General features: G+C 70.2%; 19 protein-coding genes and 1 pseudogene. 9 read left to right on the forward strand and 11 right to left on the reverse strand.

The genetic code is table 11. The annotated features are described in order from the left end of the window. Positions 1-25: 25 nt before the first annotated feature. Complete coding sequence (locus DEJ01_RS05215) at positions 26-1,180, forward strand: low temperature requirement protein A (protein ID WP_181438363.1); 1,155 nt, start codon at positions 26-28, stop codon at positions 1,178-1,180. A gap of 174 nt (positions 1,181-1,354) precedes the next feature. On the opposite strand, the gene DEJ01_RS05220 is transcribed toward DEJ01_RS05215, so the two are convergent. Together DEJ01_RS05220 and DEJ01_RS05225 are read right to left on the reverse strand one after the other, a co-directional pair. Next, positions 1,355-3,184, reverse strand: coding sequence for a BCCT family transporter (locus DEJ01_RS05220; RefSeq protein ID WP_258371321.1), 1,830 nt, complete (start codon positions 3,182-3,184; stop codon positions 1,355-1,357). 54 nt (positions 3,185-3,238) lie between these two features. After that, entirely contained in the window at positions 3,239-3,523 is a 285-nt protein-coding gene (locus DEJ01_RS05225; protein WP_111092388.1) for a YrhK family protein, read from the reverse strand. A gap of 258 nt (positions 3,524-3,781) precedes the next feature. On the opposite strand from DEJ01_RS05225, the gene DEJ01_RS05230 reads away from it, so the two are divergent. From DEJ01_RS05230 to DEJ01_RS05245, 4 genes are read left to right on the forward strand one after another with little or no spacing between them, the layout of a single operon-like run. Beyond that, positions 3,782-5,053: an ABC transporter substrate-binding protein gene (locus tag DEJ01_RS05230; protein ID WP_111092389.1), complete on the forward strand. Its 1,272-nt coding sequence runs from the start codon at positions 3,782-3,784 to the stop codon at positions 5,051-5,053. A gap of 25 nt (positions 5,054-5,078) precedes the next feature. Then, positions 5,079-6,050: a carbohydrate ABC transporter permease gene (locus tag DEJ01_RS05235; protein WP_111030381.1), complete on the forward strand. Its 972-nt coding sequence runs from the start codon at positions 5,079-5,081 to the stop codon at positions 6,048-6,050. Next, positions 6,047-6,958 (forward strand): carbohydrate ABC transporter permease, encoded by a 912-nt coding sequence (locus DEJ01_RS05240; RefSeq protein ID WP_111057388.1) that lies wholly within the window; start codon positions 6,047-6,049, stop codon positions 6,956-6,958. The genes DEJ01_RS05235 and DEJ01_RS05240 overlap by 4 nt, the downstream gene beginning before the upstream one ends. A 10-nt stretch (positions 6,959-6,968) precedes the next feature. Continuing rightward, entirely contained in the window at positions 6,969-9,482 is a 2,514-nt protein-coding gene (locus DEJ01_RS05245; RefSeq protein WP_111092390.1) for a TIM-barrel domain-containing protein, read from the forward strand. A gap of 71 nt (positions 9,483-9,553) precedes the next feature. Here the strand turns inward: DEJ01_RS05245 and DEJ01_RS05250 are convergent, their stop codons facing one another. From DEJ01_RS05250 to DEJ01_RS05265, 4 genes are read right to left on the reverse strand one after another with little or no spacing between them, the layout of a single operon-like run. After that, the gene (locus DEJ01_RS05250; protein ID WP_111092391.1) at positions 9,554-10,600 is read right to left on the reverse strand and encodes a LacI family DNA-binding transcriptional regulator; all 1,047 of its coding nucleotides are present in this window, start codon (positions 10,598-10,600) and stop codon (positions 9,554-9,556) included. A gap of 54 nt (positions 10,601-10,654) precedes the next feature. Next, positions 10,655-11,368 (reverse strand): GAF and ANTAR domain-containing protein, encoded by a 714-nt coding sequence (locus DEJ01_RS05255; protein WP_111092392.1) that lies wholly within the window; start codon positions 11,366-11,368, stop codon positions 10,655-10,657. After that, positions 11,365-12,078, reverse strand: coding sequence for a GAF and ANTAR domain-containing protein (locus DEJ01_RS05260; RefSeq protein WP_111092393.1), 714 nt, complete (start codon positions 12,076-12,078; stop codon positions 11,365-11,367). The genes DEJ01_RS05255 and DEJ01_RS05260 overlap by 4 nt, the downstream gene beginning before the upstream one ends. Beyond that, positions 12,071-12,859, reverse strand: coding sequence for a helix-turn-helix transcriptional regulator (locus DEJ01_RS05265; protein ID WP_111092394.1), 789 nt, complete (start codon positions 12,857-12,859; stop codon positions 12,071-12,073). The genes DEJ01_RS05260 and DEJ01_RS05265 overlap by 8 nt, the downstream gene beginning before the upstream one ends. Before the next feature lie 184 nt (positions 12,860-13,043). Between DEJ01_RS05265 and DEJ01_RS05270 the strand changes: the two genes are divergently transcribed. From DEJ01_RS05270 to DEJ01_RS05285, 4 genes are all read left to right on the forward strand, one after another. After that, complete coding sequence (locus DEJ01_RS05270) at positions 13,044-13,376, forward strand: hypothetical protein (protein ID WP_071405799.1); 333 nt, start codon at positions 13,044-13,046, stop codon at positions 13,374-13,376. Next, entirely contained in the window at positions 13,370-14,410 is a 1,041-nt protein-coding gene (locus DEJ01_RS05275) for an AraC family transcriptional regulator (protein WP_071405798.1), read from the forward strand. The genes DEJ01_RS05270 and DEJ01_RS05275 overlap by 7 nt, the downstream gene beginning before the upstream one ends. A gap of 134 nt (positions 14,411-14,544) precedes the next feature. Beyond that, positions 14,545-15,654 (forward strand): acyl-CoA desaturase, encoded by a 1,110-nt coding sequence (locus DEJ01_RS05280; protein WP_110864824.1) that lies wholly within the window; start codon positions 14,545-14,547, stop codon positions 15,652-15,654. A 16-nt stretch (positions 15,655-15,670) separates the two neighbouring features. Further along, complete coding sequence (locus DEJ01_RS05285) at positions 15,671-15,880, forward strand: cold-shock protein (protein ID WP_071405807.1); 210 nt, start codon at positions 15,671-15,673, stop codon at positions 15,878-15,880. Positions 15,881-16,161: 281 nt separating this feature from the next. Here DEJ01_RS05285 and DEJ01_RS05290 read toward each other — a convergent pair whose 3' ends face one another. The 5 genes and pseudogenes from DEJ01_RS05290 to DEJ01_RS18070 form a co-directional block, all read right to left on the reverse strand. After that, positions 16,162-16,629: a hypothetical protein gene (locus tag DEJ01_RS05290; protein ID WP_146247561.1), complete on the reverse strand. Its 468-nt coding sequence runs from the start codon at positions 16,627-16,629 to the stop codon at positions 16,162-16,164. A gap of 96 nt (positions 16,630-16,725) precedes the next feature. Beyond that, entirely contained in the window at positions 16,726-17,235 is a 510-nt protein-coding gene (locus DEJ01_RS05295) for a hypothetical protein (RefSeq protein WP_111092396.1), read from the reverse strand. Continuing rightward, the gene (locus DEJ01_RS05300) at positions 17,232-18,989 is read right to left on the reverse strand and encodes a hypothetical protein (RefSeq protein WP_111092397.1); all 1,758 of its coding nucleotides are present in this window, start codon (positions 18,987-18,989) and stop codon (positions 17,232-17,234) included. The genes DEJ01_RS05295 and DEJ01_RS05300 overlap by 4 nt, the downstream gene beginning before the upstream one ends. Then, on the reverse strand, positions 18,989-19,273 hold the full coding sequence (locus tag DEJ01_RS05305) for a hypothetical protein (protein WP_111092398.1): 285 nt from the start codon (positions 19,271-19,273) through the stop codon (positions 18,989-18,991). The genes DEJ01_RS05300 and DEJ01_RS05305 overlap by 1 nt, the downstream gene beginning before the upstream one ends. Before the next feature lie 213 nt (positions 19,274-19,486). Next, positions 19,487-19,699: pseudogene (locus DEJ01_RS18070) on the reverse strand (hypothetical protein); the annotation flags it as partial.

Raw genomic sequence — 19,699 nt, forward strand, 5'->3', positions numbered from 1 at the left:
CTGGGGATGCCCTACCGTTGGCCCCATGCCGACCATCGGACTGCGCCGGATGGTGCCGCGCGACCCCGACCAGCGACACCGGGCAGCGAGCCCGCTGGAGCTCCTGTTCGACCTGGTGTTCGTCGTCGCGGTCGGCTTCGCCGCGACGAACCTGCACGAGATCGAGCTCGAGGGACACGTCGCCTCCGCCGTCCTGGCCTACGGGCTGGTGTTCTTCTCGATCTGGTGGGCGTGGATGAACTTCACCTGGTTCGCCACGTCGTTCGACACCGACGACTGGCTCTACCGGGTGATGACCTTCGTGCAGATGGCCGGGGTGCTCGTCCTCGCCGCCGGGGTGCACGCGGCCATGGGCGAGAACGACTTCACGATCGGCGTCATCGGCTACGTCGTCATGCGGCTGGCCCTGGTCGGGCAGTGGATCCGCGCCGCCGCGTCCTCCACCCGCTACCGCCGGACAGCCACCCTGCACGCCGTCGGCGTCACCGTCGTGCAGCTGCTCTGGGTGGTCTCACTCGCCCTGCCCGACGACGTCTGGGGGTACGCCGCACCGTTCCTCGTGCTCGCCGAGCTGTCGGTGCCGATCTGGGCGCAGACCTCGACGGGGACGGCCCCGTGGCACACCCGGCACCTGGCCGAGCGGTTCTCCCTGTTCACCCTCATCGTCCTGGGCGAGGGGCTGGTGGCATCGGCCGGCGCGGTGATCGATGCCCTCGCGCACACCGAGCACCTCGGAGCCCTGCTGGCGCTCGCCGGGTGCGGGCTGGTGATCACCGTCGGCATGTGGTGGATCTACTTCTCCCGCGAGCAGCACGCACACATCCGCTCGCTCCCCACCGCGCTCGTGTTCGGCTACGGCCACTACTTCGTCTTCGCCGCCGCCGGTGCCCTGCCCGCCGGCATCGAGGTCGCGGTCAGCGCCGACGCCGGACACGTCGCGCTGTCGTCCGCCTCGGTCGCCGCGACCGTCGCGGTGCCGGTCGCGGTGTTCGTGCTGTCGATCTGGGCGCTCGCGATCCGGCCGTCGCTGTCGGCACGGGCCAACGCCGTCGTGGTGGCCCTGGTGCTCGTCGTCCTCGCGTCGATCGCGGTGCCGGCGGTGTCGCTGCCGGTCACGGCGCTCGCCGTGGTGGCGGTCGTCGTGACCCTCGAGGTCGCGTCCGCACGGACCGACACCTGACGCACTGACGGACGGGAGGCACGGCGCCAGCTGGCACCGTGCCTCCCGTCCGTCAGGTGGTCGCGTCGACGGCCCGTGCGCGGTTCCGTCTCTGGTGCGAGGGCACGTTCGTCGCACCGAACACGGAACCTCGCACCACATGGCGCGTGCGCGCGCGGCGCGTGGCGCGCCGCGTCAGCGCTCCGGCTGCTCCGTGGCGGGCCCGTCGTCCGCTGCCGGTCGCGCGTCGAGGCTCGGGTCGACCGCAGGGTCGGCCGAGATCGACTCGGGCCGCACCGGGAAGTCGTCGAGCGCACCGGCGCCCACCGTTGGGGAGGTGGTTCCGCGGCCGCCGCGCACACGGTTCTTCACCGCGGCCCACGGACGGCCGAGGCCGGACCGTGCCGGACGCTCGGTCGGCGCCTCGACCTCGAGGCCGTAGTAGGCGCCGACGTGCTCGAGCAGGACCTCGCGCTCGGCCTTGTCGTAGGCACGGCGCTCGCGGGTGAAGGCGATGATCGTCGACCAACAGGTGAGCAACAGGACGATGCTGAACGGCAACGCGGTCGTGATCGCCGCCGTCTTCAGCGCGTTCAGTCCACCGCTGAGCAGCAGGGCGACGGCGAGCAGCGCAGCGACACCGGCGAAGAAGACCCGCAGCCAGTTCTTCGGCTCGATGTCACCGCCCGACGCGATCATCGCCATCACGAGTGACCCGGAGTCGGACGAGGTCACGAAGAACACGCCGATGAGCAGGATCGCGCCGTAGGTCAGGACCATGCCGGCGGGCAGGTCGCCGAGGACCGCGAACAGCGAGCCCTCGATGTCGACCGAGCCGTCCGAGCCGATCAGGCCACCCGAACCGTCGGTCTGGCGGTGGATCGCGGTGCCACCGAGGACCGCGAACCACAGGAACGTGAGCGCGGTCGGCACGAGCAGGACACCGAACACGAACTGGCGGACCGTGCGGCCCTTGGAGATGCGGGCGATGAAGACACCGACGAACGGTGCCCACGACATCCACCAGCCCCAGTAGAAGGTGGTCCAGGCACCCTGCCAGGCCTCGCCCTCGGCGCCCTGCTGCGCGGTGACGTTGAACGACAGGCCGACGATGTTCTGCAGGTAGGAGCCGATCGACTGCACGAAGTCCCGCAGCAGGAACTGCGTCGGGCCGACGATGAGCACGAACAGCAGCAGTGCGGCGGCGAGCAGCAGGTTGAAGTTCGACAGGATCTTCATGCCCTTGGTCACACCGGTGACGAGCGAGACGATCGTGACGGCCGTGATCACCGCGATGATGGCGATCTGGCTGACGATGCTGCTGTCGGCGATGCCGGCGCTCTCGAGTCCGGCGCCGATCTGGATGACGCCGAGGCCGAGCGAGGTCGCGACACCGAACAGCGTGCCGACGAGGGCGATCACGTCGATCAGGTTGCCCCAGCCGCCGCGGACGCGGTTGCCGAGCAGCGGTTCGAGGGCCCAGCGGATCGACACCGGGCGACCCCGGCGGTGGATCGCGTACGCCAGGGCCAGGCCGAGGACGACGTAGATCGCCCATGCGTGCAGGCCCCAGTGCAGGAACGTCTGGGTCAGTGCCTGCTGCGCGAGCTCCTTCTCGGTGCCGGTGACGCCGGGGCGCGGGGAGGCGAAGTGGCTGAGGGGCTCGGACACGCCGTAGAAGACGAGGCCGATGCCCATGCCGGCGGCGAAGAGCAGCGCGAACCACGAACCGGTCGAGAACTCGGGCTCGTCCTGGTCCTTGCCGAGCTTGATGTCACCGAAGCGGCTGAAGCCGACGAACAGCGAGAAGCCGACGAAGAACGCGGCGATCAGCACGTAGTACCAGCTGAAGTTCTTGACGATGCCGTCCTGCAGACCGAGGAACAGCGCCTCGGCGGTGGAGGGGGAGATCAGGGTGAAGGCCACGAACCCCAGCACGATGACGGCGGCGGGCCAGAACACCCACCGCCGCAACTGCGGTGTCGTGGTCACGGGTCCGGGCAGGGGAGGAGTGGTGCTTGCCATGCACTCCATGGTGCCTGCTCGCGTTCCTGTGTGTTCGCCCAGGCGTGTCGTGGTTCAGAAATCGCGCGCGGACTCCGCGGGGTTCCCCCGGCCGACCCGGGCGAGGTGGAGCCTCCGCGACAGCCGGATGACGGGACGGATGAGCAGCTGGATGCTCCCGATCAGGAACAGCCAGGTGCCGGCCGTCGTGGTGGTCTCGGAGAAGAAGAGGACGCTGCCGACGATGAACCAGAGCGCCACCATCACGTCGTTGATGATGCTGATCGTCTCGTAGACCCCGCGGATGCGGAGCTCCTCGTGCCCCACCCGGAGTGCGATGTCCCGTTCGTCCTCAGCCATCAGACGATCCTGCCAGCTCCGTGCCGTGTCCGTCCCGGTGGGCGGCGGCGCGCGGCCGTGGACGCGCTGCGCGGCGGACGGGAGGCGCGGGGCGGGCTGGCACCGTGCCTCCCGTCCGTGGGGCGCACCGACCACTGCCACATGCGATTACAACGTTGACGTACGCTTTACAGCGCTGTAAACAGGAGCCTGCGCGACGATGCGCGACGAGGGAGAGACCCGATGGTGGGAAGCAGGACCGCAACACTCCAGGCGGCGGTGAGCCGGCGGGGGTTCCTCGCGGGCGCGGCCGGTGGCATCGCACTCGGCACGATGGCGCTCGCCGGGTGCGCGACCCCGGGGCGTGCCGCCGGTGGTGCCACGACGCTCCGCTTCTACGAGCAGAAGCAGGAGGTCATCGCCTACTTCGACAAGCTGCTGCGGAAGTTCGAGGGGGAGCACACCGGCTTGTCGGTCGTGCACGACAGCACGGCGGCCATCGCCCCGCAGTTCGTGCGCGGTGAACCGGCGGACGTCGGGTGCTTCAACGACAACCTCGAGCTGGCGCGGTACATCTCACGCGGCGTGCTCAGCGACCTCAGCGACCTGCCGTCGGCAGCGCGGGTCCGACCGGACATCGACACCCTGACGAACCAGTACGCGAAGTTCGAGGACCGCACGAGCGTGCTGCCGTACTCGCTCGCCGCGGCCGGGGTGATCTACAACAAGCGGATCTTCGCCGAGCACGACCTGCCGGTCCCGACGACGTGGGACGAGTTCGTCGAGGTCTGCCGGACCCTGCAGAAGGCCGGCATCACGCCGATCTACGCCACCGACCGGGACACGTGGACGCTCTGGCAGGGCCTGTTCGACTACTCGGTGGGCAGCCTCGTCGACACCGGCTCGTTCTTCCGCAAGATGAAGGCCCTCGGCGCCGACGTCGGCCCGGACTCCGAGGTGTCGTTCGAGAAGGACTTCGCGGTGCCGATGGAGCGCGCGAAGACCATCTCGTCGTTCTTCAACCGCGACCACGCCACCCGGGCCTACGCCGACGGCAACCTGGCGTTCGGCAAGGGCGAGGCCGCGATGTACCTGCAGGGCCCGTGGGCGCTCGGGCAGATCGCGCTGATCGACGACGAGCTGCCCGTCGGCACCTTCGCCCTGCCGGTGTCGAACGACCCGGCCGACCGGAAGGCCCGGGTCAACATCGATCTCGGTCTCTGGATCCCCACGGCGTCCGAGCACCCGGAGCAGGCGAAGGAGCTCGTCGAGTTCCTCATGCAGCCCGAGGTCATCGACGCCTACAACCGCGACAACCTGGCGTACTCGCCCCGCATCGACGCACCCCCGCAGCAGGACGAGCGCCTCGCCGGCCTGCAGCAGTACGTCGACGACGCGGCGTTCTACCAGGGCGCCGGCACCTTCATCCCCACGTCGATCCCGCTCGGCAACTACCTGCAGTCGGCGATCCGGAGCGGGGACTTCACCTCGATGCTGCAGCGGCTCGACTCGGACTGGCGGCGGCTCGCCGGCCGTTCCGCGACGGTCTGAGCCGGACCAGGACACAGGAGTCACCATGACCATGCAGACCCCGCTCTCCCGCGACACCGACCCGGACACCTCCGGACCGGCGACCGACGCAGCCCGCACGCACCGGCGTGTGGGTTCCCGCGGTGTCGGTTCACTCAGCCGCACGGAGGGCATGTACTACCTGTTCCTCGTGCCGGCCCTCGTGCTGTTCACGGCGTTCGTCGTCGCCCCCGCCTGCGTCGGCGTCTTCTACAGCTTCACCGACTACCTGGGGTTCGGGCAGTGGGACTTCATCGGCGTCGAGAACTACCGGGCGCTCGTCTCCGACCCGGCGATCCTGGCGTCGTACGGCTTCACGCTCGGCTTCGCGGCCGTCACCGTCGTCGTCACGCAGGTCGTCGCGCTGTCCCTGGCGATCGCCCTGGCGAAGAAGATCCGGTTCGCCGCCGGGCTGCGGTCGGTGTTCGTCATCCCGATGGTGATCTCGGGGATCATCGTCGCCTACGTGTTCAACTTCCTGTTCTCGAACACCGTGCCGGCCCTGGCCACGAGCGTCGGTTTCGGCCCGCTCGAGCAGAGCATCCTCGGCGACCCGAACCTCGCCTGGCTCGCGATCGTGATCGTGTCCGCCTGGCAGACCGTGCCCGGCGCGCTCCTCATCTACACAGCGGGGCTGACGTCCATCCCCGAGGAGCTGTACGAAGCCAGTGCGCTCGACGGCGCGACCGGCTGGAAGCAGCTCCGCTCGATCACGCTCCCGCTGCTCGGCGGCTTCATCGTCATCAACACCGTGCTCGGTGTGAAGGGCTACCTCGGCGCGTACGACGTGATCGTCGGTCTGACCAACGGCGGCCCCGGCAGCGCGACGAGCAGCGTCGCGATGACCATCTTCGGCGGCTTCACCGGCGGCGACTACGCCTACCAGATGGCGAACGCGACCGTGTTCTTCATCATCACCGTCCTCATCTCCGTGCTGCAGCTCGCGGCGACCCGCGGAAGGAACCTGCGACTCGCATGACCGCCATCGACACACGACCCCCGACCGACACCCGCGCCGTGACCACCGGCGGCACCGGTCGCTCCGGCCGCGGCCACCGCCGACGACTGGGCGGCACGAACTGGACGCTGACCGTGGTCCTCGGCCTCGCGTCGCTGACCGTACTGATCCCGCTGTACGTGACGCTCTCGATGGCCTTCAAGACGACCGAGCAGTCCGTCGACGGCAATGCACTCTCGCTGCCGTTCCCGTTCAACCCGGGCTCGTTCGCCGAGGCCTGGCAGCTGACCCGGTTCCCGGTGTCCTTCTCGGTGTCGCTGGGCGTCGCGGCGCTCACCGTCGTCGCGACGCTGCTGCTCAGCTCGTTCGCCTCGTACGCGATCGTCCGGAACTGGCACAAGCGGTTCTTCCGGTACTCGTTCGTCTACCTGCTCGCGGCGATGTTCCTGCCGTTCCCGGTGGTGGCGCTGCCGCAGATCAAGCTGACCGCCGAGATCGGCCTCGACAACCCGATCGGCGTCGGGATCCTGCACGCCATGTTCCAACTGTCGTTCAGCGTGCTGCTCTACTCGGCGTACCTGCGGTCGATCCCGGTCGAACTCGAGGAGAGCGCCCGCATCGACGGGGCGTCCACGTGGCAGATCTTCTGGCGGATCATCCTGCCGCTCCTCGGCCCGATGAACGCGACGGTCGGCATCTTCGCGTTCCTGGCATCGTGGAACGACTTCATGATGCCGTCGCTCATCACGGCGGATCCGGGGTTGCAGACCCTGCCCGTGGTGCAGAACATCTTCCAGAGTCAGTTCGGCACCAACTACAACGTCGCCTTCGCCTCGTACTTGATGGCGATGGCGCCCACGATCATCGTCTACCTGTTCGCGCAGCGCTGGGTCATCAGCGGCGTGACGCAGGGCGCGGTCAAGAGCTGAGAGGCACCACGTGAGCAGCAGCACCACCGGCACCAGCACGACCGGCACCACCGGCGCCGTCCTCCCCACCATCCGTCCGTTCCCGGGGTCGGACCCGGTCGCCGACCCCGCAGCCGTCGTCACCGGCGACCACTGGCGCATCACCGTGCTCGACGCCGGGGCGTTCCGCATCGAGTGGAGCGACGACGGCGGGTTCGAGGACCGCGCATCGACCTTCGCGATGCGCCGACGCCTGCCCGTGCCGGCCTTCACCGTGGAGCGGACGGCCGGCGCCGACGGCACCGGCACCGCCGCCGGCGTCGTCGTCACCACGGATCGCGCCCGCCTGCGCTACGACGGCCGCCCCTTCAGCCCGAGCGGCCTTGTCGTCGAGACCACCGGTCCGGACGCCAACCGCTGGCGCTGGGGGCAGGAGCCGCGCGACCTCGGCGGCACCGGCCGCACCCTCGACGACGTCGACGGCCGGATGCCGCTCGAGTCGGGGATCCTGGCCCGCGACGGCATCACCGCGCTCGACGACAGCGAGTCGTTCCTGTTCGCGGACGACGGCTGGATCGGCACACGGGTCCCCGGGCGCCGCGACGTCACGGTCTTCGCGTACGGCCGCGACTACGACGCCGCGCTCCGCACGTACCACGCCGTCTCCGGGCCGCCCTCACGGATGCCGCGGTGGGCACTCGGCAACTGGTGGAGCCGGTACCACCCGTACAGCGACACCTCGTACCTCGAGCTGCTGGACCGCTTCGCCGCCGAACACCTGCCGTTCTCGGTCGCCGTCATCGACATGGACTGGCACCGGGTGGACTCGGTCCCGCCGCGCTTCGGCAACGGCTGGACGGGGTACTCCTGGGAGCCGTCGCTGTTCCCGGACCCCGAGGCGTTCCTCGCCGAGCTGCACCGCCGGGGGATGCGCACGACGCTGAACCTGCACCCTGCCGACGGCGTGCGGGCATTCGAGGACGCCTACCCCGCGGTGGCCCGGGCGATGGGCGTCGACCCGGAGACCGAGCAGCCGATCCCGTTCGACCCGACGGACCGGCGGTTCCTGCAGGCCTACTTCGAGCAGCTGCACCGCCCGCTCGAGGAGCAGGGCGTCGACTTCTGGTGGATCGACTGGCAGCAGGGTCGTGAGACCGGGCTGCCCGGGGTCGACCCGCTGTGGCTGCTCAACCACTTCCACCTGCTCGACTCGGCGCGACACGCGGCGTCCGGCGACGCAACCGCCGACACGACCGCGGACACCGACACCACCGCGGACACAGACACCGACGCAACCGCGGTCCCGGCCCCCGTCGACGGCATGACCTTCTCGCGCTACGCCGGCCCCGGCAGCCACCGGTACGCCGTCGGGTTCTCCGGCGACGCCGTCGTGTCGTGGGCGTCCCTGGCGTTCCAGCCCGAGTTCACCGCCACCGCCGCCAACATCGGCTACCCCTGGTGGAGCCACGACATCGGCGGCCACACGCGCGGCGTCCGCGACGACGAGCTCGCCACCCGCTGGGTGCAGTTCGGGGTGTTCTCGCCGATCATGCGCCTGCACTCCGCCAACAACCCGTTCATCCGCAAGGAGCCGTGGGCGTTCCCCGCCGAGGCCCGCGCCGCGATGGGGGAGGCACTCCGCTTCCGTCACCGCCTGGTGCCGTACCTGCACACGATGAACCACGGCACCGCCGAGGGCACCGCGCTGGTCCGGCCGCTGTACCACCTGGAGCCGCGCCGCGACGAGGCGTACCGGGTGCCGAACACCTACGCGTTCGGTTCGGAGCTGCTCGTCGCCCCCATCGTGGCGCCGCGCGACCCGGTCAGCCGACACGGGGTCGCCCGGGCCTGGCTGCCGCCGGGCACCTGGACCGACGTCTTCACCGGCACGGTGTACGCGGGTGACCGGTTCGTCGACCTGCACCGCACGCTCGACACGGTGCCGGTCCTGCTGCGCGCCGGTGGGATCCTGCCGCTCGCCGCGGAGGACCAGCTCGACGCCACCGTCAACCCGACGGCGTTCGAGGTCCTCGTCGCACCGGGTGCGGCGGGTGACTTCACCCTGGTCGAGGACCACGAGGGCGAGGGCAGCCGCACCGCCCGGACCCGCCTGACCTGGGATCCCGAGCACGCCGAGTTCCGGGTGCACGCCACCACCGGAGCCCTCGACGTCGTCCCCGCCCACCGCGACTGGCGGATCACGTTCCTCGCCGCACCGGCCGACGGGCAACCGACGTCGGCACGCTCGGCCGACCGGTTCTCGGTCGACGTGTCCGTCGACTCGGCGTCGGGCGGATCGGTCACGCTGGTCGGCGCTCCGGTCGTCGGTGTCGACGCACGGGAGGCCGTGCGGCGGGTCCTCGAGGGCGCGCAGGCCGGCAATCCGGAGAAGCTCGAGGCGTGGGACGTCGTGGCGAAGGACCTGCCGCGTGCGGACCGCATCGTCGAGCTCGGCACCGTCGGCCTGCCCGACGCCCTGCGGGACGTCGTCGTCGAGCTGCTCGGCAGCGTGCACCCGGGGGAGTCGGCTCCCGCAGGCCGCTGACGGCACGCGACGGGGGAAGAGGCGGACTGGAGGCTCGTGGCCGGGCGCGCGCCGTGCCTCCCGTCCGCCCTTCACGCGCCCTGGTGCGCCGCCCGGTCGGACGTGCCGTCCGCGTACGGCGCGCTCTCGCCGACGAGCAGGCGGTGGCCGACCGTGACCAGCCGGCCCGGCACGTCGGAGCCGTCCATCCGCTCGACCAGCAGGTCGAGTGCGGTGTCTGCGAGGGCGACCGTGTCGGGCGCGACGGAGGTCAGGCTCGGCACCAGGCTCGACCCGAGGCCGACCGCGTCCCACCCGACGACGGCGACGTCGCCGGGGGCGTCCAGGCCGCGCAGGTGCATCGCCCGGAGCGCCCCGAGCGCGGCCAGGTCGTCGCGGCAGAGCAGACCGTCGACGCGGAGTCCGGCGTCGAGCGCGGCGCCGAAGGCGACCTCGGCGCCGGCGGCGTCACCGACCTCGCGGGGGACCAGCAGCGCGTCGTCGAGCGACAGGCCGGCGGCGACGAGTCCGGCGCGGTAGCCGTCCAGACGCAGTCCGGACGTGCGCGACGACGGGCCGGTCTCGTGCCCGAAGAACCCGATGCGGCGGCAGCCGAGCGCCACGAGGTGCGCGACGGCCTCGGTGGCGGCCCCGGCGTTGTCGATGACGACCTGGTCGGCGTGCGGGGGCCGGACGTCCTCGCCGAGGAACACCACGGCGGTGTCCCCGCGGATCCGGTCGATCGCCTCGGGCGTGAGCACCTGCGGGTGGATCACGACCCCGTCGACCACACCGGCCTCGCGTCCCCGCACCGCCGAGCGTTCACCGTCGGGGTCGCCGCCGGTCTCCTCGAGCAGGAGCTGGTAGCCGCGGTCGGCGCACACCCGCGAGAACACGTGGGCCAGTTCGGCGAAGTACGGACGCCGCAGGTCGGGGAACGCGAAGGCGAGCATGTTCGAGCGTCCGGTCGCCAGGGACCGGCCCGAGACGTTCGGGCGGTACCCGAGCTCGTCGATGGCGGCCTGCACCCGGCTGCGCATCGGGTCGCTGACGTGCTGGTAGCCACGGACGACGTTGGACACGGTCTTCATCGAGACGCCGGCGTGCGCGGCGACGTCCTGCAGCGTGACCTTGCCCATCCGCTCACCGTAGCGGGCGGAGGGGCACCGGACCCGGGGGACGGGCCGGGCTCGTTACGGGACGAGTCGGCGCTGCACGATCGCGCGGGCGACCTCGGAGAGCGGCTCGTGGTGCTCGAGCGCGTACCCACGGATCACCGCGAAGGCGTCCTCGATCGAGACGCCGCGCAGGTACGACACGACGCCCTTGGCCTGCTCGATGACCTCGCGCGACCCGATGGTCCGCTGCAGCTGCGCGCGGACGACCTCGTGCTCGCGCAGGGACCGTTCGTGCAGGATGCCGATCGTCGCCACGTCGGCCAGGGCCCGGGCGACCCGAAGGTCCGACTCCGCCAGGGAACCGACGCTGACACCGAACAGGTTGAGCGTCCCGATGACGTTGCTCCCCAGCCGGAGCGGGACGGCGTGTACCGACCGGAACCCGAGCGCGAGCGCACCCGTGCGGAACATCGCCCACTCCGCCGGGGCGGCCTCGATGTCCGGGCACGTCACGACCCGTCCGGTCGCGAACGAGGTCATGCAGGGGCCGGCCTCGGCATCGAGCTGCAGCACCTCGACGAGCCGCGTCGCCTCCGATGTCGAGGCCACGACCTCGAGCTCCTGGTCGTCGTTCGCCAGCAGGATGCCCGCGGCGTCGATGCCGAGCACGTCGGCGCACGTCTCGACCAGGGTCTGCAGGAGTTCCACGACGTCGTAGGCGTCCACCAGGGTGTCGGCGAGCGACGTGAACGTCTCGAGGATCCGGGCTTCTCTGCCTGCCGTCGTCACTGGACCTCCTCGATCAGGTCGCCTCGCTTCTCGAACCGGACCGTGCCGTCGAGGATCTCCTCCGCGACCCGCCGCATCGTCGTCCGACGGGCGAAGGCGTGGCCCTGCAACAGCAGGTAGGCGTCCTCGGGGCTGATGTCGAGCTGCGCGAGCACGACCCCGGTGGCCTGGTGCACCACGCGCCGCGACGACGGGCTGCGGTCGAGCAGGGCGTCGTCCTCGTCCGCGATGGAGCGGAGCGCCCGGCGCAGGACCCGTCGGCTGACGGCTGAGGCGAGGGTCATGGCCTGCCGCACGGTGTCGTCCTCGATCGTGGCGGGCTGCGGCACGTACACGTCGACGGCGCCGAGCGGGAACGGCCCGAACGCGACCGGGAACGCGAAGACCGCACCGACGGGTTCGCTCCGGACGGCTTCGTTGAAGGCTGGCCACGCGGCGTTCGGTCGACGGACGACGTCGGTCTCCAGGACGGGGGCGTCGTTCGCCAGCGCGGTCCAGCAGGGTCCTTCGGACAGGTCGAACTGGATCTCGTCGACCCGGGTGGCGACCTCGTCGGTCGCGGACACGGTCTCGCTCGGGCACAGTTCGCCGAACGTCGAGATCGAGACGCCGCCCATCGGCAGTGCGAGCGCGAACGGCCGACTGAGTTCGTGGTCGGCGACGTCCGCCGACCGGAGCGCACGGAGTGCACGCTCGAATGCGTCATCCATGGGCGCCTTCCCTGCCGTCTCTCGATCCTACGCGCTGGGCGGTGTCGGACGATCCGGACGGCGCAGGCGTGTTCGGCGGTGGGCCGGCGCGCCAGGCCGGGAGCTCTGCAGGAGGGTAGGACCCCTGCTCGTCCTGCACCCGGAGCATCGCGTCGAGGGCGACGAGGTTCACGCCCGGGGTCTCCCGCACCGCCGTCCGCACCGCGTTGCCGAGCAGGAACGCCATCAGGTCCTCGCTGCCGCCGTCCGGCCGGTAGTCCCGCCACGGACCGGCCCCCGCTCGCTGCAGCGCACCGGCGAGCACCGCCTTCGTGTCGTCGATGTCGACCTCGCAGTCGAGCACCAGGCGGAACCGCCGCTGGTTCCGGTCCGACAGGCTCGGTGCACCGTCCTCGTCGTCCTCGGGCACGAAGGACCGCACCGCCGCCGACGGCGCGATGCCGTACGCCGCACGGAACGCCGCAGCCATCCGGCCCGCGTTGCTGAACTGCCATCGCTCGGCGATCTCGGCGATGGTCCTCCGGTCCGTCGCGCCGGACGCTGCCTGCAGGTCGCGACGGACCCCCTCGAGGCGCACGGCGCGCAGGAAGGCTCCCGGGGACTGCCCGATCTCGGCCTGGAACCGCTTCTGCAGGCTCCGCGGCGACAGCTGCACGGCCGCGGCGACGTCGGCGACGGTGATGTGGGTCGCAGCCTGCTCGTGGACGAACCGCATCGCATCCCGGACCGCGCGCGAGAGTCGGGGCGGGCCGTCCTGGGTCGCGGTGCTCCCGTCGCTCATGCGCCGACCGTACGGGACCCGCCGATGGCGCGCTCCCAGGGCACCGATCGAGGCGACGGATGATCCACCTTGCGCGGTACGAAGTCAACCCCTGACATGACCGGAATCGTCCTGTCGATACTGAAAGTGTCTCGTGCATCGCGGTCGAAGCGATGCGCCACATCGAACCGACAGGGAGGGCGCGATGGGACACCGCCAGGGGTCCACGACCGTGATGACCGAGGCCGCCGTCTGGCAGCAGGTCGTCCACACCGACCGGATCCGTGCGCTCGCCGCGACGGACCCGACGGACATCCGCGTCCAGCCGGTCGACGCCGGGTGCTGGCGGGTGGTCGACGCCGCAGCTGCGTGGGGGGATCCCGACATGCTCCTCGGCTTCATCGAGCGCACGGTGGACGGGTTCGACTGCACGCTCATGGCGGCGCTGCACGAGCACGACCGGCGAGCGAGCCTGCAGGACGCCCGCGCCTGGTTCGAACACCGCTGCGGACAGCGCTTCGACGAGGCACCGTGCTGACCGCGGTCCACGGGACCGACGCCGCCCGGACCGTCACCGCGAGGATCGACGCGCAGCGACGCCGCACCGAACGATCCGGTACCGACCGGGCCTTCGCCGCACGCGTGCTCGCCCAGGCCGGGCACGGCCGTGACGTGCGCTTCGACGTCGAGGACGACGCCTTCCGGCTGCCGTTCCGCTTCCGCTACCGGACCCGACGGGACGGTTGCGTGAGCCTCGTCACCGCGTCGGCGACCTCCGGCTTCTCCGGGGTCTTCGAGCCCATCGACCGCATCGTCGTCGGGTGGTCGAGCACTGGAGGTGTCCGCATCGCCGTCGAGGACGGCGTCGTCCTCGAGACCCGCCCGGGCACGCCCGTCCTGATGCCGACGTCCGGGGAGTTCTCGGTGCGCGCCCCGAAGGGCACGCTGCAGCTCGTGAGCATCGACCGGTCGCTCCTCGACCAGGTGCGCTCGTCGCTGGGAGCAGCGTCCGAACTGCCGACGCGGGGTGCCGAGCCCGCCGTCGCTGCCCTCGAACACCTGCGCCGGTGCGTCGAGCAGGTGGCCGTCACCGCGACGCGCGACGGGTTCACGTCCGGTGCCCGGACCGGTGCGCAGGTCGCGCTGGTCGAGGCCGTACTCGGAGCCTTCGGCGTGCGGACGCCCGCGGTCCTCCGCCGTGCGGTGACGCCGTCGACGGTCGAGCTCGCCGAGGCCTACCTCGAAGGACACTGCGAGCGGACGTTGTGCCTGGCCGACATCTGCGACGCCGTGGGCGTGAGCCCGCGGACCCTGCAGACGGCCTTCATGCGGGAGCACGGTGTGTCGCCGATGACGTTCCTACTGCGGATGCGGCTCGATCGGGTGCGCGCGGCACTGGAGTCCAGCAGCCGGCACGAGACGAGTGTGAGCGAGGCCGCGATGGCCTGGGGCTTCCGGCACCTGGGGCGGTTCTCGGGCACGTACTTCCGTCGGTTCGGGGAGTACCCGGGGCAGACGTTGCGTGCATCGTCCGGTCGGTGCGCGGACGGTCCGGAGCGCCACGCGGGTTGAGTTCGTGCACTGCGCAACGTGTTCTGGACACCACGGTGAACACGCAAGTTCGGCCCCTAGGGTCGCCGCAAGCGCAATCGCGTGAACTCCCTCGAACCGGTTGAAGGACCGATCCGTACCGGAAGGCGGTCCACATGACCACCACTCCGCTCGCTCCGGGTTACACCCGCACTCGTCCCGCTACGGGGGCCCGCAAGGGCACCTCGACCTACTCCGCGCTCCTGGCGCAGGTGAAGGAGAACGGCCTCCTGCGCCGTCGTACCGGTTTCTACTGGGCACTGTTCGGCGCACTCGTCGGCAGCCTCGCCCTCACCTGGGTCGCGTTCGCGTTCCTGGGTGACTCGTGGTTCCAGCTGATCGTGGCCGGTGCGCTGGGCGTGCTGTTCACGCAGTTCGCGTTCCTGTCGCACGAAGCCGCGCACCGTCAGGTGTTCGAGTCCCAGAAGTGGAACGACCGCGCGGGCCGCTGGCTCGGCACGTTCCTCGTGGGCCTGAGCTACTCGTGGTGGATGAACAAGCACACCCGTCACCACGGCAACCCGAACACCGTCGGCAAGGACCCGGACATCGCCCCCGACGGCATCCGGTTCCTGCCGGAGGACGCCGCCGCCGTCAAGGGTGGCGCGATGAAGACCTTCATGCGCTTCCAGGGGTGGCTCTTCTTCCCCCTCCTCACGCTCGAGGGCCTGAACCTGCACCGCTACGCCGTGATGTCGATCGTCACCGGCAACGGCACCAAGGCCGACAAGAAGCACCGCCTCATCGAAGGCGCCCTGCTCGTTGCCCGTTTCGCGATCTACCTGACGGTGGTGTTCTGGTTCCTGCCGTTCGGGATGGCGTGTGCGTTCCTCGGGGTGCAGCTGGCCGTGTTCGGCGTGATGATGGGTGCCTCGTTCGCCCCGAACCACAAGGGCATGCCGACCATCGCCCACGACGCGAAGGTCGACTTCTTCTCCCGCCAGGTGCGCACCTCGCGCAACATCCGTGGCGGCTGGTGGGTGTCGTTCCTGATGGGCGGCCTGAACTACCAGGTCGAGCACCACCTGTTCCCGTCGATGCCGCGTCCGGCGCTGAAGCAGGCCCGCCTGCTCGTCCGTGACCACTGCGACACCCTCGACGTGCCGTACACCGAGACCACGTTGCTGCGTTCGTACGGCATCGTCGTCCGGTACCTCAACCGCGTCGGCCTCGCCGCCCGCGACCCCTTCGCGTGCCCCATGGTCGCGCAGCTGCGCATCCACTGACGCCGTGTTGACCGCCATGCCCACGGGCACCGTCAAGTGGTTCGACCACAGCAAGGGGTTCGGCTTCATCCACCCCGACGACGGGTCCCAGGACCTGTTCGCGCACTTCTCCAGCATCGTCGCAGCGACCGGCTCCCGGCCGCTCGCCCAGGACGACCACGTGCAGTACGAGATCGGGCCCGGCAAGAAGGGCCCGCAGGCGGACAACATCTCGATCATCCGCTGATCGGCACCACCACGAGCAACGCCCCGACCGGTCCGGTCGGGGCGTTGCTCGTTGCTGCGGACGTGGCCGTGGCCGCGGCCGCGGCCGCGGCCGACCGAGTCTCGCCCTGCCGGACACGTTGCGTGACCCGGCATCCGCAGGGTGTCCGCGGAACCGAGTCTCGGCAGGGGCCGCCGGCCCGGCGAACCACGAGCTCGGGCCGTGATCTCGCGCCGAACGACAGCCCACGCCCAGTGAACCACGCAAGGTGTCGCTCAGCCCGAAACGAGGCGGTCGTTCACTCACTCGTCGTTCAACGAACCCGGGAAACACTGCGAGAACGACGACAACCGAACCTTCCTGGTGTCGTTGTAGATCGTGATGAGGTGCTGGTCGTCGTTCGTCCCGGTGAGCGTCAATCGCTTCGCGCCCTTGTCGGTCGTGTCAGTGGCGGCCGTGTACCCGTCGTCCCGCACAGCGGCGGTCATCGCTTCGTAGGTCTCATCGACGTCCACTGGGCGCGCCAGCGTGATTGCGGCGCCGCCCGCTGCCGAGACAGCGGTGTCCGAGCAGGCCAACAGCGTCCAGTCGATCGTGCGGCTGCTGGCGACCGCGTCGTCCGGGATCGCACCGATCACCCGGTCCTGGATCTCCGTCGTGCGACGTTCGGCAGTTGTCCGGGACACCGAGGCGGTTGCGCCCGGCTCGTGTTGTTCCTTCATCGATGGTCCGCCAGCGCAGGCAGTGATGGACAGTGCGAACGTCGTCATGAGGCCCGCGACGAACCAGGCGGAACGGGTGGTCACTCGAAGATCTCCTCGGCGAGCCGGTCGAGGGCGGCACGGTCCTCCAGCCCATCGGTGTGCTCAACGGTCGGACAAGGAACCCCGATAGCAGGGCGAGAACGAGGCGATCCGGACGGTCAGCGACTCGTTGTCGACAGTGACCAGGTATCGCTCGCCGGTGCCGCGGCTGAGCGCGAGCCGCTTGAGGCCATTGCCGGTCCGGTCTGTCTCGGCAGTGAACGAGGGGTCCGTTGAGAACTCCGACCGGATCTTGCCGTACGCGGGATCCACTGCTTCTGACTTCGTCAGCCGCAGGGTGATGCCGCCGGCAGACTGCACCTCTGAGTCAGAACATGCGAGCAGCACCCACTTCCGAGTCATCTCAGACGAAATCTTCTCGGCGTCGAACGTGTCGGCGATCTTTCGTTGCACGGCACCCGTGCGCTCCTCGGCCGCAGCGCGGGTCTCCGCTTGATCGGAACCCGATGAGGTCGTCGGTGTTGCCGTCATGGGTTGCCCTCCGGTGCATGCGGTCAGTGCGAGGGCGATGATCGCCCCGATTGCGGATGAGATGGCCGGGTGTCTGGTCACGGAAAGAGATCCTCCACGAGGTCGTCGAGGACGTCCTGGTTTCCTTCGATCCGAGCAACCTTGTTGTGCTGGTCCATGAGGTACCCGAAATCGTACGGGTTCACGTCCTCGGGCGGCGGCCCGTAGTACTCGCCGTGGCCGAACGCCGGGTTCCGGCGAGGATTGTTCCCGTCCCACACCCCGCCCGTCGCTTGCCCGACCTGCAAGATGTCGACGTAGGAGTAGTCCGTGTAGGTGGTCTGTCGGTTGGGCTGCCACGTCTCCGGCATACCGGCTCCGGAAAGCGACGCGACCTGGTCGTACTGTGCACCGAGGGTCTCCGAGGTCGTGATGTTCGCCAGGCCCCAGCTGTGCCCGATCGCCGTCGTCTGCGCGTCCGTCAGGTCGGGGTCCACGTCGAGCCCGGCCGACAACTGCCGCAGTCGTTCTGCGGGAGCGAGAGCGAAGTCGGGGTCGTTGGCTTCCGCGACCCCAGCGGCGCCGGCTGTCTCCTCGCCAGGGAAGACGCCGTCCTTCGCGACGAAGACGACCGTGTCCTCGGGGGAGTACCCCTGGAGGTATTCGGGCACCTGTTGCACGCTGCCGTTGTAGAAGGACTCGACATTGCTGAAGGTCCCCGGCACGTACGTGATCACGTGCTTCGTGTCCGGCGACGGCGTGCCGATCATCTCGATGATCCGATGGTCGTCCGGGTCGTACAGGTACAGCTGGGTCTTCGGCGGCTCGGCCGTGACCCGGAGCAGGTACTTCTCCTCGAGCGCCAGCCGGTCGATCTCGTCCTTGGTCGACTTGTCGGTCCGACCGGAGAGCGCCTCGGACCAGGCCAGAGCCAGTCGGAGCGCCTGGAGCCGAGACTGCACGGCTGAGAGGCGGTTCCCCGCGAGATTCTTGTTCGCCGCGACGCGCGCCGCGGGCGGGAGGCCGTTCAGTCCGCCGAGCACCGACGGCACTGCTGCGATGAGTGCCTGCTGCTCGGGGGACAGGGTTCCGTCGTCGCCGCTCCCGAGCGACTGCCACCACGCGCGCACCGCGCCGGGGTCGGCCTGCTGGATGGTCTCGACGACTTCGGGGTGGGCCTTCAGGAACGCTGCAGCCTCGTCGGCGCTCATGCCCTGGAGCAGGGCGAGCAGCGTCAACGGGGTCGCACTCGCGATGTCGGACCCGCTCAGCTTCTGGGGAAGTCCGTTCGCCCGGCGGGCCGAGAGCGCGTCGATGCACCGCTGGTCGGCCGCACGACGCTGCTCGACGAGCGCGTCCCACTCCATGTCGAGTGACCGGGTCGTCGCGACTGCGTGGGAAAGCTGGTCGTCGGCCCTGTTCGCGGTGGTCTGCAAGGCAGCGCCCGCCTCGGGGGTCGTGGTGGCGTCCTTCGCAGCCGAGCGTGCTTCGTCGCGAGCCGTCTCGGACGCAGTCTGGGCGGACGCGAGAGCCGCTGCGGCCGAAGCCCGGGCGATCTCGAGCCGCTGTTGCTCCTGCTGCACTGCCTCGAGGTCCATCGCGTACCGCTCCAGAGCGGACGCCTGCTCGACGAGCGCAGCCCGGAGCATCATCGTGTCCGCGCCGAAATCGCCGATGTTCGACAGGAACGGTTCCTTCGCGCGTCCCTTCCAGTCGGCGCTCTGGCCGTCGCTCGCGATGTCACGCAGGGTCCGTTCGACGTCCTGCAGGTCATCAGCCTTGGTGCGTCGCGCAGTCGCCAGCGCCGCGACGGCGGCGGTGTCGCCAGCTCCGGGGTCGGTGGTCGTCCAGGACATCAGCGACCACCAGACCGGCCCGCGAGGTCGTCCTCGACCGCGGAGATCTTGGTTGCCACCTCGCGCGGGTACTGCCCGATGGCGCTGAGGGACTGCGCGAGCACTTCGGCACGGTCGGTGATGGCGGTGCCCGCCGTCCCCAGCGCGTCTGCGACCTCGGCCGACCCGAGTGCGTCCTCTCGCGGATCGCTGAAGGCCCGGTCGAGCCGGACCGCCTGCGGTACCGGCGTCAAGGCGTTCGTCAGCGCATCGAGCGTCGTCTCGTCGACCTGCAGATCCCCCATCGGTCACCCCTCCCGTGGCCTGCAACGACCATAGCAGCGGTCGCCACCGCACGCGGTGGGGCTGTGGAAGCACCGACGAGACGGACTGGAGGCGCGGTGCGGTCTGGCACCGCGCCTCCAGTTCGTCATTCCTCACGTCCACCGCAACCGACGCAAGTCGGCCCGGGCCACGCTGCTGCGTGGTCCGGGCCGATTGCGGTGTTGCGGCAGGTGTTACTTGATCTGGGCGGTGATGGTGGCGGTGCCGACGAGGAGGCCGCGCTTGACGGCGTCGGTGCCGAAGGTCTTGTTCAGCAGGCCGGCGGCGTCTTCGGAGATGTGGACGGTGGTGCCGGTGAGGATGGCGTTGTCGCCCTCGAGCTGGAGGGGCTTGAGGGAGCCGCCGTGCAGCTCGAACAGGAACGCGTTGGCCGCGGCGACCTTGCC

Source organism: Curtobacterium sp. MCLR17_040 (assembly GCF_003234735.1).
Classification (GTDB): Bacteria; Actinomycetota; Actinomycetes; order Actinomycetales; family Microbacteriaceae; genus Curtobacterium; species Curtobacterium flaccumfaciens.

What these genes read in the sequence shown, in the direction of transcription:
- DEJ01_RS05215 (WP_181438363.1), top strand. Translation starts at nt 26, where the DNA reads ATGCCGACCATCGGACTGCGCCGGATGGTGCCGCGCGACCCCGACCAG.
- DEJ01_RS05220 (WP_258371321.1), bottom strand. Translation starts at nt 3,184, where the DNA reads ATGGCAAGCACCACTCCTCCCCTGCCCGGACCCGTGACCACGACACCG.
- DEJ01_RS05225 (WP_111092388.1), bottom strand. Translation starts at nt 3,523, where the DNA reads ATGGCTGAGGACGAACGGGACATCGCACTCCGGGTGGGGCACGAGGAG.
- DEJ01_RS05235 (WP_111030381.1), top strand. Translation starts at nt 5,079, where the DNA reads ATGACCATGCAGACCCCGCTCTCCCGCGACACCGACCCGGACACCTCC.
- DEJ01_RS05240 (WP_111057388.1), top strand. Translation starts at nt 6,047, where the DNA reads ATGACCGCCATCGACACACGACCCCCGACCGACACCCGCGCCGTGACC.
- DEJ01_RS05250 (WP_111092391.1), bottom strand. Translation starts at nt 10,600, where the DNA reads ATGGGCAAGGTCACGCTGCAGGACGTCGCCGCGCACGCCGGCGTCTCG.
- DEJ01_RS05260 (WP_111092393.1), bottom strand. Translation starts at nt 12,078, where the DNA reads ATGGATGACGCATTCGAGCGTGCACTCCGTGCGCTCCGGTCGGCGGAC.
- DEJ01_RS05265 (WP_111092394.1), bottom strand. Translation starts at nt 12,859, where the DNA reads ATGAGCGACGGGAGCACCGCGACCCAGGACGGCCCGCCCCGACTCTCG.
- DEJ01_RS05270 (WP_071405799.1), top strand. Translation starts at nt 13,044, where the DNA reads ATGGGACACCGCCAGGGGTCCACGACCGTGATGACCGAGGCCGCCGTC.
- DEJ01_RS05280 (WP_110864824.1), top strand. Translation starts at nt 14,545, where the DNA reads ATGACCACCACTCCGCTCGCTCCGGGTTACACCCGCACTCGTCCCGCT.
- DEJ01_RS05285 (WP_071405807.1), top strand. Translation starts at nt 15,671, where the DNA reads ATGCCCACGGGCACCGTCAAGTGGTTCGACCACAGCAAGGGGTTCGGC.
- DEJ01_RS05290 (WP_146247561.1), bottom strand. Translation starts at nt 16,629, where the DNA reads ATGACGACGTTCGCACTGTCCATCACTGCCTGCGCTGGCGGACCATCG.
- DEJ01_RS05300 (WP_111092397.1), bottom strand. Translation starts at nt 18,989, where the DNA reads ATGTCCTGGACGACCACCGACCCCGGAGCTGGCGACACCGCCGCCGTC.
- DEJ01_RS05305 (WP_111092398.1), bottom strand. Translation starts at nt 19,273, where the DNA reads ATGGGGGATCTGCAGGTCGACGAGACGACGCTCGATGCGCTGACGAAC.